At 65.2% G+C, this 12,051-nt stretch carries 10 protein-coding genes; 6 read left to right on the forward strand and 4 right to left on the reverse strand.

Annotation, left to right across the window (positions count from 1 at the left end):
* The first annotated feature begins 1 nt into the window (after position 1).
* Positions 2–1,225 (forward strand): aminotransferase class I/II-fold pyridoxal phosphate-dependent enzyme, encoded by a 1,224-nt coding sequence (locus L21SP4_RS01450; protein ID WP_052880993.1) that lies wholly within the window; start codon positions 2–4, stop codon positions 1,223–1,225.
* A gap of 381 nt (positions 1,226–1,606) precedes the next feature.
* On the opposite strand, the gene L21SP4_RS01455 is transcribed toward L21SP4_RS01450, so the two are convergent.
* The 4 genes from L21SP4_RS01455 to L21SP4_RS01470 are packed head-to-tail and all read right to left on the reverse strand — an operon-like array spanning position 1,607 to position 5,069.
* A complete protein-coding gene (locus L21SP4_RS01455) occupies positions 1,607–2,575 on the reverse strand; it encodes an ROK family protein (protein ID WP_052880994.1) in 969 nt (322 codons plus the stop codon).
* Between the two features lie 12 nt (positions 2,576–2,587).
* Positions 2,588–3,439 (reverse strand): metal ABC transporter permease, encoded by an 852-nt coding sequence (locus L21SP4_RS01460; RefSeq protein ID WP_201774657.1) that lies wholly within the window; start codon positions 3,437–3,439, stop codon positions 2,588–2,590.
* The gene (locus L21SP4_RS01465) at positions 3,436–4,185 is read right to left on the reverse strand and encodes a metal ABC transporter ATP-binding protein (protein ID WP_052880996.1); all 750 of its coding nucleotides are present in this window, start codon (positions 4,183–4,185) and stop codon (positions 3,436–3,438) included. The genes L21SP4_RS01460 and L21SP4_RS01465 overlap by 4 nt, the downstream gene beginning before the upstream one ends.
* Positions 4,182–5,069 carry a metal ABC transporter solute-binding protein, Zn/Mn family gene (locus L21SP4_RS01470; protein WP_082116432.1) on the reverse strand — a complete coding sequence of 296 codons (888 nt, stop codon included), beginning with the start codon at positions 5,067–5,069 and terminating at the stop codon, positions 4,182–4,184. Before L21SP4_RS01470 ends, L21SP4_RS01465 begins: the two co-directional genes overlap by 4 nt.
* 834 nt (positions 5,070–5,903) lie before the next feature.
* Here L21SP4_RS01470 and L21SP4_RS01475 point away from each other — a divergent pair.
* Genes L21SP4_RS01475 through L21SP4_RS01495 form a run of 5 tightly spaced genes read left to right on the forward strand, consistent with a single transcriptional unit; the run spans position 5,904 to position 12,035 of the window.
* Positions 5,904–6,275: an ArsR/SmtB family transcription factor gene (locus L21SP4_RS01475; RefSeq protein WP_052880998.1), complete on the forward strand. Its 372-nt coding sequence runs from the start codon at positions 5,904–5,906 to the stop codon at positions 6,273–6,275.
* Entirely contained in the window at positions 6,265–9,207 is a 2,943-nt protein-coding gene (locus L21SP4_RS01480; RefSeq protein WP_074041329.1) for an efflux RND transporter permease subunit, read from the forward strand. The genes L21SP4_RS01475 and L21SP4_RS01480 overlap by 11 nt, the downstream gene beginning before the upstream one ends.
* Positions 9,204–10,025, forward strand: a complete 822-nt coding sequence (locus L21SP4_RS01485) for an outer membrane lipoprotein-sorting protein (protein ID WP_052880999.1) — start codon at positions 9,204–9,206, stop codon at positions 10,023–10,025. The genes L21SP4_RS01480 and L21SP4_RS01485 overlap by 4 nt, the downstream gene beginning before the upstream one ends.
* A gap of 22 nt (positions 10,026–10,047) precedes the next feature.
* Entirely contained in the window at positions 10,048–11,502 is a 1,455-nt protein-coding gene (locus L21SP4_RS01490; protein ID WP_201774658.1) for a hypothetical protein, read from the forward strand.
* Between the two features lie 53 nt (positions 11,503–11,555).
* On the forward strand, positions 11,556–12,035 hold the full coding sequence (locus L21SP4_RS01495; RefSeq protein WP_052881000.1) for a DUF302 domain-containing protein: 480 nt from the start codon (positions 11,556–11,558) through the stop codon (positions 12,033–12,035).
* Positions 12,036–12,051: the final 16 nt, after the last annotated feature.

Below are 12,051 nucleotides of genomic sequence, written 5' to 3' on the forward strand. Positions count from 1 at the left end.
CATGTTGAATCCGGAACAGCTCTATGCCCGGCGTATCGGCGGCGCCGATTTCGGCCGCCCGGGGGCGGTCTACAAGTTCGGCAAGATCAAACAGGCCAAGGCGGAGGCGCGTGAACGGCGGCCCGACACCGAGCTGCTCGACTTCGGGGTCGGCGAGCCCGACCGCATGGCGCCCGCCCCCGTCAGGGAGGAACTCAAGCGCGCTGTGGACCTGCCGGAAAACCGCGGGTATGCGGACAACGGCCCCAAGCCGTTCAAACAGGCGGCCGCCGACTGGATGCGGACCGTGTTCGGAGCGGAGATCGATCCGGCGGCGGAGGTGAATCATTGCGTCGGCCTGAAACCCGCCCTCGCCATGCTCCCGCTCGCGTTCGTGAATCCCGGCGACGCGGTGCTTCACACGGTACCGGGCTATCCCGTCATCGCCACCCATACGCGCTACATGGGCGGAGAACCGGTGGCGCTCCCGCTGCACCGCGATCAGGGGTTCTGCCCCGACCTGGACGCCATCGATCCGGAAACCGCGGACCGCGCCAAACTGTTCTACGTGAACTACCCCAATAATCCGACCGGAGCCACGGCCACCGACGAGTTTTTCGACCGGCTGATCCGCTTCGCGGACAGGCACGGCATCCTGATCGTGCAGGACGCGGCCTACGCCACGCTGACCTACGACGGCGCCCCGCGCTCCATTCTCGCCCGCCCCGGCGGGAAGGAATGCGCCCTGGAAATGCACTCGCTGAGCAAGAGCTACAATATGACCGGCTGGCGGCTGGGTTTCTTCGCCGGACCCTCCTGGGCGGTCCGGGCGCTGGCGACCGTGAAAGATCACAGCGATTCCGGCCAGTTCAAGGCGATCCAGCAGGCCGGGTGCGCGGGACTGGCCGATCCCGGCCTCGCGGAGTCCATACGCGACCACTACGAAAAACGGCTCCGGCGCATGGTGGAGCTGCTGAACGTCGCGGGTTTCGACGCCCGGATGCCCGGCGGAACCTTCTACCTCTACGTGCCGGCCCCGAAGGCGGCGGGGAAGGTGACCTTCAGCAACGCCGAAGAGGCCTCGCTGCACCTCCTGCGCGAGCATTCCGTGTCGACCGTGCCCTGGGACGAGGCCGGACCGTACCTGCGGTTCTCCGCCACGTTCGAATCAGCCGGCGATCAGGACGATGAGCGGGTGCTGCAGGAGCTGGCCGCGAGGCTGGCCCGCGCAGACCTCCGCTTCTGAGCGGATCCAGTTCCGCGCCCTGGCCCACGCCGGGATCAGCGCCCGGGAATCGATCGTTCGTAGTAGCGCCGCAAGCCTGCCCCCGCAGGCCAGGCGCGTGAAAGATAACGGCCCTGGCCCCGCTTCGCGGGTCTGCGGGCCTACTACGAACGTAAGAGAGCGCGCACGATCTCTTTGCCTGTGCTCTTCTCATTCATCTTTGCGATCCCGGCGCCTTTGCGAGAGACCTTTCCTGTGTTTTCGACCACGGATTACCGATGACACGGATGGGATCGCGCCTTCGGCGCTCCGAGTACGCGTACGAGTACGCGTACGAGTACGAATTATGTTCACCTCTTCTTTTGAAATACACCCCCGTGAACATAACGGATGAAACGGGTCTCACTCCCGCTCCCACGCCCACGCGGCGGCGCCCATCACCGCCGCGTCATCGCCGAGTTCGGCGACGTTCACCTCGAAGCTGTCCCGGAAGGCCGGCATGCAGTTCCGCCGCGCCGTTTCCTCGATCTCTTCGCGGAAGATTTCAGGAATCGCTTCCACCAGGCCGCCGCCGAGCACGACCACGTCCGGGGCGATCAGGTTGATTACGTTGCCGGCGGCGCGGCCGATATGACGCGCGGCGTCGCGCACGATAGCCTCCACCGCGGTGTCGCCGTTTTGGATCGATCGGCTCAGCGCGCCGCTGCGGATCTGCGCCAGGTCGGTTCCGACCTCCTCCGCCAGCCACGGCGCGTCACCGCGATGAGCCGCGGCCGCCGCCTGGGCCGAGATGACCAGCCGGCTGGCCACGCTTTCGAGGCATCCCCGGGCCCCGCAACCGCACAGCGGACCGCCGGGCATTACCTTCATATGGCCGATCTCGAAACAGGAGAAGCGTCCGCCGCGCACGATCCGGTCTTCCATCACGCAGGCGCCGCCGATGCCGGTGCCGGGAAAAATGCCCAGCGCGCAGCGGGCGCCGCGCGCCGCCCCGAACCGGACCTCCCCGAACAGCCCCGCGTCGACGTCGTTGAGCACGGTGACATCCACGCCGAAGCGCTCGCTGAAATAATCCCGCAGGGGCAGCGATTTCCAGCCCATATTGGGCGCTTCGGGCAGTGCGCCCTTCTCGAGGTCCACCGGTCCGGGGATGCCGAACCCGATCGCGCTGAGGTCGCCGGAGGAGCAGTCGGCGTCGTCGAGCGCATCCCTCACCGTCTCCTCCATCCGCTCCAGCCCTTCAGACTCGCTGAGGTGCGCCTTCGTCTTGCGCTTCTTCTTTCCCAGCGGCTGGAACTTCCGGTCAAGCGCCACGGCGCGCATCTTGGTCGCCCCGAGGTCAAAGCCGATGACCACGTCCCGTTCGCTCATCTTCGCACTCCCTTATTTCTGATTTCCGGTTAAAGATCGTACCGCGAGCAGAGCCAGGTAGACCGTGCCCGCGGTCAAAATGATGGCGGGGCCCGCCGGCCAGTTCAGACGGTACGCGAGCAGGAGTCCCGCCACCACCGCCGCGCCGCAGTAAAGCGTCGCTCCGAGCATCATCTGCCAGAGGCGGGTGACGAAGAATCCCGCCGTGGCGGCCGGGACCGTGAGCAGCGCGATCACCATGACGATGCCCACCACCTGCACGAGCTGCACGATCGTCAGCGCCGCCAGCGCGAGCAGCAGCAGATAGTATCCCTCCACCTTCAGCCCCCTGACCCGCGCGAACTCCTCATCGAAACACACGGCCAGAAACCGCGGGTAAAGCAGGACGGCCGGGAGCAGGATGATCCCATCCAGCGCGGCGATGCCGCGCAGCTGGTTCGGGGAGACCATGAGGATGTCGCCGAAGAGGTAACGCATCGGATCGATATAACCGGGGGTGTGCGCGATGAAGAGCAGACCGGCCGACATCCCCAGCGCCCACAGCGCGCCGATGACCGTGTCCTCGCGCTCGCGCGACCGCAGGCTGACGACCCCCAGGATCAGCGCCGCGGCCAGCGCTGAAACGAGTGAACCGACGGCGGGAGTGAACCACGGTGCGATCTCCCGGGCCTGCAGGAAGAGCGCGAGCCCGATGCCGCCGAGAATGCAGTGGGCGATGGAACCGGCCATGCCGCTCAGCCGGCGCGCGACCACGTACGAGCCGGTGACGCCGAAGGCCGGCGCGGCCAGCAGGCCGGCCCAGAGCGCCCGCCGTAAAAAAGCGGTGTCCGGCGCGGTGAGGATGTCGATCCACGTCTCCATCATCCGCCTCCGGGAAAGGTGCGGGTTTGCTCGTGGCGCACGGCGGAGAGGCGCCCGCCGTAAAGCTCTTCAATCTTTTCGCCGGTGATCTCGCGGGTCGGGTGCGTGAAGACCCGGCGGTTGACGCAGATGCAGTAGTCGATCGCCGAGGAGACGAACCCCAGGTCGTGCGATACGACCACGATCGTCATGCGCCGGTTCAGCCGCGTGAGCAGATCAAAGAGATGCTCCTCCGCCGCGGGGTCGACGTTGGCCGTGGGTTCGTCGAGCAACAGCAGCTGCGGTCCGGAAACCAGCGCGCGGGCGATCAGCACACGCTGACGCTGCCCGCCGGAGAGCCGGTGAAAGGGGGTGTCGGCACGATCGTACAGTCCGGCCGTCTCCAGCGCCTCGCGTACACGCGCGCCGCCGCGGCCGCGGCAGCCGATCAGCCCCATCCGCACGACGTCCCGCACGGTCACCGGAAACGCGCGGTCGTACTGAAGGTGCTGCGGCATGTAGCCGATGCTTCGCCGCACCCGTCCCGGCGGCCGGCCCAGGATGCGCACCGTTCCCCTGGCCGGACGGTTCAACCCGAGCATCAGCCTGAGCAGCGTAGTCTTGCCGCCGCCGTTGGGCCCGATCATGCACACGAACGCGCCGGATTCGATGTCGAAGGTGGCGTCCTGCACCACGGGCGTGTTTCCGTATTCGAAGCCGACGCCGTTCAGGCTGACGGCCGGGGGTGCGGATGGAGCCGCATCGCTCATTCCAGCGCCTCTTTCAGGCTCTCCGCCATGCGGAGCAGGTTCCGGCCGTAGTCGGGGTCGAGCGGATCGACCTCGATCAGGCGGGCTCCCGCCTCTTCCGCGATCGCGCGTGCGGCGTTCTGCGGGAACTGGGGCTGGACCAGTACGGCGCCGATGCGCTCCTCCCGCGCCCGCCGGATCCAGGACCTCAGATGAGCGGGACCGGGTGCCTTGCCGCCGGGCTCAATCGCGGCCTGTTCGAGTTCGTAGGCCTCGGCGAAGTATCCGAAACTCGGATGGACCACATAAAACGTGCGGCCCTCATACGGGGCGAGCATCGTCCCGATGCGCTCGTCCAGCCGGTCCAGCTCGTCGATAAAGAGATCGCACCGCCGGCGATACTCCTTCTCGCGGCCGGGATCGCGCCGGATCAGAGTGTCGCGTATGGTCCGCGCCATGATCCGCACACGGTCCGGGTCGAGCCAGACGTGGGGATCGGAGCGGCCGTGATCATGGGAGTGTTGATCGTGTCCGTCGTGCCGGTGGGCCTCCGGCATGCGGCGGAGCTTCAGTCCGCGCCGCAGATCCACAACCTCGGGGCCGCCGCGGGCGGTGCGGATTCTCGGCAGCAGCGCGTCTTCGAACGGCACACCCACCCGGAAAAACAGATCGGCCTTGAGCAGGGCCGCCACCTCGCGCGGTCGCGGGCGGTAGACCGCCGGACTCTCCCCGGCGCGCAGCACCGTCGCCGCCTCGACGCCATCCCCGCCGACCCGCTCCACGAAAGTCTTGAGCGGGGGGATGCTGGTCTGCACTCGAAGAACAGCGGGGTCCGGATCCGCACACGCCGAGAACACCAGCCCCGCGGCGGCACCAAGCGTAAAGATGAACCGGCTGCACATCATAACCGCCGTATACTAGCGGGTGCGGGGCGCGACATGAAGGATGAAAACCGGCGTCGCAGCGATTCTCATTATGGCTTCACCCTTTTCGGTCGGGGTGGCACCCGACCCTCCCAGTGCCCGAAAATGCGTCGGATATCGACTCGGGAGGGACGGCTGCCACGCCGTCCGCGGTCGGAATGCGGCCATAATGAGAACTGCTGCCGGCGTCGCGGCCGGAGTGGAACGTGGAATGCGGGAGGTCAGAGGGAGCGCGACACTGCGTAATCATCTCTATCGTGGGGAGAGCATGGGATTCACCACAGCGGTCACAGAGGATGCCGGGGTCGGGATGGGAGACGCCAAACGTTCGTAGTAGCGCCGCAAGCCTGCCCCCGGCAGGCCAGGCGCGTGAAGATAACGGCCCTTGTCCGCTGCGCGGACCTGCGGGCCTACTACGAACGTAAGAGAGAGCGCACGATCTTTTTGCCTGTGCTCTTCTCATTCATCTTTGCGGTTTCCGGGTAGGGCGCGATCTCCGAGCGCGCCGGTCTTGCGGACGGCCCGGAGGTCCGTCCCTACCTTCACATGAAGGTCGGTTGAGGGGGTGAACATAATTCGTACTCTTACTCGTACGCGTACTCGGAGCGCCGAAGGCGCGATCCCATCCCTCGATTCAAGGAATTCGAGTACGAGTACCGCTTCGCTGAGTACGAGTACGATGTGACGCGAGCGGACTTGCCCCCGCTCACCATAAAAATCCTCGAATAACCAAAAATATGCGCAGGACCAAAAATCCCGCAGATTTTTATTATCTTGGTATTGACATATGTAGATAGCTAAATATATAAGGGCGCCATGAAACGAGGCGAGACATGTATCGGAGCGGGGCACCTGACCCCCGAATGCCTGGAGCGGGCGGCGCGCATGCTGCGCATGCTCGCCCATCCTCAGCGCCTGAAAATCATGCGGGTGCTCGAACTGGATAAAGAGGCGCCGGTGTATCAGCTGGTTCGTGAAACGGGGTTCCCGCAGGCGGTCATCTCGCACCACCTGCGCCAGATGAAGATGCTGGGGCTGGTCGAATCCGAGCGGCGGGGGCGCGAGATGTGGTACCTGATCGCGGACGAGCGCGTCCTGTCGATCCTGGACTGCATCTGCCTCCAGTTCAGCCGGCCGGAAGGCCATGCTGCCATGAAGGGAAAGCGGAGGGACGAAGATGAAGAATAATCCCGGAGGCCTCATCGCACGGTTCTGCACCCGTCACCCGCGCGCGGTGACGCTCCTGATGGTCAAGCTCGCGCTGCTGCTGGCCCTGCTGGCGGCGCTGCCGACGCTGTGGCCGGAACAGTTTACGGGGCTTGCTCCGCTGAAGGTCGATACCGATCCGGAGAACATGCTGCCGAAAGACGCGGAGGTGCGGGTCTACCACGACCGGATGAAGGAGACCATGTCGCTCAACGATATGGTCGTGGTCGGCGTCGTCAACGAACAGGATCCCGACGGGGTGTTCAATCCGGATTCGCTCCGGCGCGTGTACGAACTGACGGAGTACGCCAAAGGCCTGAGATGGCCCGCCGGTGATGCCACGAACGAAACCGTCGGCGTCGTCCCGATCGATATCATCGCACCCTCCACGGTCGACAACATCGAACAGGGTGAGCAGCCGGGTGTCGTGCGCTTTGAGTGGCTCATGCAGGAGCCGCCCGCCACGCGCGAAGAGGCGCGTGCGATCCGGGAGCGCGCGCAGGATATCCCTTTCCTCAACGGTACGCTGCTCTCGTCCGACGGTAAGGCCGTGGCGCTCTACCTGCCGCTGACCTCGAAGGATATGAGCAGCCGGGTCTACGACGCGCTGCAGGAGAAGATCGCGACGTTCGACGGCCCGGAGCAGTATCACATCACCGGTCTGCCCGTCGCCGAGGATGTCTTCGGCGTGGAGATGTTCAAACAGATGGCGATCTCCGCGCCGCTGGCCATGCTGATCATTTTTCTGCTGATGTGGTTTTTCTTCCGCAAAATCACGCTGATCATCTCGCCGATGATCGTCGCGGTCGTCTGCGTGATCATGACCATGGGACTGCTGGTGGCCACGGGCAACACGGTCCATATCATGAGTTCGATGATTCCCGTGTTCATCATGCCGATCGCGGTGCTCGACGCGGTGCATATCCTCTCCGAGTTCTTCGACCGCTACCAGGAGACACGCGACCGCGAGACGACCATCACGCGCGTCATGGATTCGCTGTTCGTGCCGATGCTCTACACCTCCATCACCACGGCGGTCGGATTCGGCTCGCTGGCGCTGGTCCCGATCCCGCCCGTGCAGGTCTTCGGCATCTTCGTCTCGTTCGGCGTGCTGATGGCCTGGCTCTGGACGATCACCTTTATTCCGGCCTACATCATGTTCCTGAAGCCCTCCTCGCTGGAAAACTTCGGCGCGGTCCATCACGGCGAGCAGGAGCATCAGGGCGCGCTCTCCCGCGTACTGCGGAAGACCGGGCGGGCCACGTTCCGCTACGCGAAACCCGTCCTCGCCGGCGTCGTCGTGCTGAGTGCCGTGGCCGTCTACGGCATCTCGCAGATACGGATCAACGACAACCCGATCCGCTGGTTTAATCGTGCCCACCCCATACGCGTCGCCGACCGCGTGCTCAACGAGCATTTCGGCGGCACCTACATGGCCTACCTCACGCTCGAACCCGGAGAGGCCGCCGGCACGACCGCCGACTACGCCGCCGGTCTGCAGGAGCGGCTCCGCGAGAAGGGGGCCTCCCTGAAAGACATTCCGCAGTCGGAGAAGGTCTTCGAGGAACTCGCGCGCAGGGCGTCCGTCGGGCCGGAGGCGACGCAGCCTCGCGCCCAGCTCCTGGACCGCCTCGAAAAGCACGCCGACGAACAGCTCTTCGGCGCACCCGAAGCGCAGATGGAGGCCTGGGACGCGGCCCTCTCGTTTCTCGCCAAAGAGCGCGGCCGCGACCAGGTCTTCAAACAGCCCGAGGTGCTGGCGTTCATAGACCGGCTCAAGGCGCACCTTCTGGACACGGGTATCGTCGGCGAAGTCAATTCGCTCTCGACCATCGTCAAGACCGTCTACCGCGAACTGCAGTCCGGCCGCGAAGAAGATTACCGCCTTCCGGATTCCTCCGGCGGCGTGGCCCAGACGCTCCTGCAGTATCAGAACAGCCACCGTCCGCAGGACCTCTGGCACTTCGTGACCCCCGACTACCGGACGTCGGTGCTCTGGCTGCAGCTCAGGAGCGGCGATAATCGTGATATGGAAAAAGTCGTGCACGCGGTCGACGCCTTCATGAAGGAACACGACGGCCCCGGGTCGGTCCGTCTCCGCCACCGCTGGTTCGGCCTTACCCATATCAACGTCGTCTGGCAGGACCGGATGGTCTCGGGCATGCTGCAGGCCTTCCTGGGGTCCTTCCTGATCGTGTTCCTCATGATGACCATCCTCTACCGCTCCGCACTGTGGGGGCTGCTTTCGATGGTGCCGCTGACGGTGACCATCGCGCTCATCTACGGGGCGATCGGGCTGATCGGCAAGGACTACGACATGCCGGTCGCGGTGCTCTCCGCGCTCAGCCTCGGACTGGCGGTCGACTACGCGATCCACTTTCTTTCGCGCAGCCGCGCAATCTATCTCGAACACGGATCCTGGGCGGATACGGCGGGGCCGGTCTTCGGAGAGCCCGCACGGGCGATCACGCGCAATGCCATCGTGATCGGCGTCGGCTTCCTGCCGCTGCTCGCGGCTCCGCTCGTGCCCTATAAGACCGTCGGTGTGTTCATCGCCGCGATCCTGCTGACCGCGGGCCTCGCGTCGCTGCTGATCCTGCCGGCGCTGATCACGCTGCTCGAGCGGCTGCTCTTCCCGCGTACACGGAAGTCAATGATGGCTTGCCACTGCGGCACCTGCTTCGTCACCAGCCTGGCGGTGCTCGCTGTCGTGGTCATCAACCTGGCCCGCTTCCTGAAAGGAGGATGGACCGCGACGACGTGGGTGAGCCTGGTGATCGTGCTCATCCTGGCCCAGGCGTGTTACTGGATCAGCCGGACCGAACGGTGTACCGAAGAGGTCCCGGTTCCCGGGCACGGGGGAACGGAAGACGACCTGAAACAGTCGGCCACAAACGAGGAGAGGGAACCATGAAAACAAACCTGATTATGACGGCGGCGGTGTTCTGTTTCGCGGCCGCGGCCGCGGCCGCCGACCTGAGCGCGGATGAAATCGTGGAACGCGCGCAGCGCGCGAACTACTACCAGGGCGACGACGGACGCGCCCGGGTGTCGATGACGATCGTGGACAAGCAGGGGAGGGAGCGGCTGCGCGAGCTGATCATCCTGCGCAAGGACATGGTGCCCGCAGGGGAGAAAGACGCCGACGACTCGTTTCTCGGCGACCAGCGTTACTACGCCTACTTCCGCCGCCCCGCCGACGTCCGCAAGACGGTCTTCATGGTGTGGAAACATACCGCGCTCGACCGCGACGACGACCGCTGGCTCTACCTGCCGGATCTCGATCTGGTCAAGCGCATCGCGTCCTCGGAAGAGCGCACGAGCTTCGTGGGCACCCACTTTTTCTACGAGGACGTCTCCGGGCGCACCGCTGCGGAAGACACGCATGAGCTGGTGGAGACGACGGAGAACTACTACGTGCTCCGGCACGATCCGAAAGAACCGAAGCAGGTCGAGTTCGCCTACTACAAGACGTGGATTCACCGGGAGTCGTTCCTCGTGGTGCAGTCGAAGTATTACGACGACCGCGACGAGGTCTACCGCACGTACACGGCGGAGTCGGTCGAGACGATCGACGGCCACCCCACGGTCGTCAGGGCGCGCATGAGCGACGAGCGCCTCGGCGGACACACCACGGCCGAGTACAGCGGGGTGCGGTATGACGTCGGCCTGCCCGACGACATCTTCACCGAGCGCTACCTCCGGAAGGCGCCGATCGAGTATCTGCGATAACCCGAAAGCAGTACAGGTTCCCATGAAACACAGCCCTACCTGCAAGTCGAACCGGTCCGCGGGCCTGCGTGTGGCGGCCCGGGCCGCCCTCGGCGGGATGCTGCTCGCGCTCTGCACGCGGGCGGAGGAACCCGCATTGCCCCCGGGCCTCGGGGGGGGAGGGAACGAAGGCCGTGCCGAAGAGCCCGCACTGCCCTCCGGCCTGAGTAGCGGCGGCCAGCCGGCCCCGGCAGCCGAGCCGGAAGACGGGGGCGGGCCGGATAAACCGTTCAAGCTGCCGTTCGAGTGGTACGGGTTCTGGGAGACCCGCATCGGCAGCCGGCTGCAGAACGATCCGCACACCGCGGAGGACCTGATCCTCGGCGAGACCCGCCTGCAGCTCGCGGCCTCGAAACGCCTGCCCGACGTCGGATTCAATGTCGTCGCCGACTTCCTCTACGATGAGGCTGCGGAGGAAGTCGGAGTGGAACTCGACCGCGGCGAGGGATGGATCGACCTGCGCGAGGCGAACGTGCTCTGGTCGCCGCGCTCCGACCTCGACCTCAAGATCGGGCGGCAGGTGCTGACGTGGGGCACCGGCGACATGCTGTTCATCAACGACAACTTCCCGAAGGACTGGCGTTCGTATTTCATCGGACGCGACGAGGAGTATCTCAAGGCCCCGTCCGATGCGGTCAAGGCCTCGTGGTTCAACCCGGTGGTGAACGTGGATTTGGTCTACACCCCGAAGTTCGACCACGACCGCTACATCGACGGACAGCGCGTTTCGGTACTCGATCCGCCCGCGGGCGAAGACGCGGTGATGGATGCCGTGGCGCCGGACGAGTGGCTGGATAACGACGAGATCGCCTTCCGCCTGCACCGCATGTTCGGGAGGTACGAGACGGCCCTCTACGGCTACGACGGATACTGGAAGAGTCCCGGCGGGCAGCGACCCGACGGACGGATGACCTTCCCGCGGCTGGCGGTGTGGGGCGCGAGCGTGCGCGGGCCCCTGGCGGGCGGGATCGGCAACTTTGAAACCGGCTACTACGACTCGAAGGAGGACCGCGGCGGCGACGACCCGCGGGTCAATAACAGCGAGTGGCGCGTGCTCGCGGGATACGAACGCGACCTGAAATCCGTCGCCAGCGACTTCACCGTGGGTCTGCAGTATTACGTGGAGTGGATGCAGGATCATGAGGACTATCTCTCTGCGCTGCCCGCAGGCGCCGCCGCGCGCGAAGAGGACCGTCACGTCGCAACCGTACGGCTCACGAAACTGCTGATGCGGCAGACCGTGGAACTGTCGCTGTTCACCTACTGGTCGCCCACGGACCACGACCTCTACGCGCGGCCGTACGCGGGCTGGGACCTGACCGATCAGTGGAAGATCGAAGCCGGCGGCAATCTCTTTCTCGGCGAAGACGACCACACCTTTTTCGGGCGCTTCGAGCGCAACAGCAACCTGTACGCCGCGCTGCGGTACAGTTTCTGAGATGCGTTTGAACCCTGAATGAACCCTGAGTTCCCGTAAACAAGGAGGACCCCATGAAGAACTGGAAGAGTCTGTTGATCGGTTTGATCGCCGGAGCGGCGGCCACGGCGGCGCTCGGCTGGATGATGATGCCGGGGATGATGATCCTGACACACCGCAGCCCCTACGGCCTCGAGAAGACGGTCGAGACGCTGGTCTCGAACTACGAGAAGGGCGGATGGACCGTGCAGCGGATCATGAACATCGAGCAGTCGCTCGAAAAACAGGGCAAGACGGGCGTGCGTCCCGTGCGGGTCATCAAGGCCTGCCGGCCCGACTATGCCGCGGAGATCCTCAGCGAACCGGAGGCGAGGCGCGTGGCGGTCATGATGCCCTGCAGCATCGCCGTGTACGAGCAGCCGGACGGGGAGGTGTACGTTTCCGCGATGAACGTCGGTTTGGTGGGGCGCATGTTCGGTGGTACCATCGCCAAAGTGATGGGCGGCCCCGTGGCCGAAGACGAACACGGATTTACGGCGTTTCTGCGCCGATAGACACGGAAGATAACCG

Origin of the sequence: Kiritimatiella glycovorans (assembly GCF_001017655.1) — a bacterium.
Lineage (GTDB): Bacteria > Verrucomicrobiota > Kiritimatiellia > Kiritimatiellales > Kiritimatiellaceae > Kiritimatiella > Kiritimatiella glycovorans.

What these genes read in the sequence shown, in the direction of transcription:
- L21SP4_RS01470 (WP_082116432.1), bottom strand. Translation starts at nt 5,069, where the DNA reads ATGATGTGCAGCCGGTTCATCTTTACGCTTGGTGCCGCCGCGGGGCTG.
- L21SP4_RS01455 (WP_052880994.1), bottom strand. Translation starts at nt 2,575, where the DNA reads ATGAGCGAACGGGACGTGGTCATCGGCTTTGACCTCGGGGCGACCAAG.
- L21SP4_RS01490 (WP_201774658.1), top strand. Translation starts at nt 10,048, where the DNA reads ATGAAACACAGCCCTACCTGCAAGTCGAACCGGTCCGCGGGCCTGCGT.
- L21SP4_RS01495 (WP_052881000.1), top strand. Translation starts at nt 11,556, where the DNA reads ATGAAGAACTGGAAGAGTCTGTTGATCGGTTTGATCGCCGGAGCGGCG.
- L21SP4_RS01480 (WP_074041329.1), top strand. Translation starts at nt 6,265, where the DNA reads ATGAAGAATAATCCCGGAGGCCTCATCGCACGGTTCTGCACCCGTCAC.
- L21SP4_RS01465 (WP_052880996.1), bottom strand. Translation starts at nt 4,185, where the DNA reads ATGAGCGATGCGGCTCCATCCGCACCCCCGGCCGTCAGCCTGAACGGC.
- L21SP4_RS01475 (WP_052880998.1), top strand. Translation starts at nt 5,904, where the DNA reads ATGAAACGAGGCGAGACATGTATCGGAGCGGGGCACCTGACCCCCGAA.
- L21SP4_RS01450 (WP_052880993.1), top strand. Translation starts at nt 2, where the DNA reads ATGTTGAATCCGGAACAGCTCTATGCCCGGCGTATCGGCGGCGCCGAT.
- L21SP4_RS01460 (WP_201774657.1), bottom strand. Translation starts at nt 3,439, where the DNA reads ATGATGGAGACGTGGATCGACATCCTCACCGCGCCGGACACCGCTTTT.
- L21SP4_RS01485 (WP_052880999.1), top strand. Translation starts at nt 9,204, where the DNA reads ATGAAAACAAACCTGATTATGACGGCGGCGGTGTTCTGTTTCGCGGCC.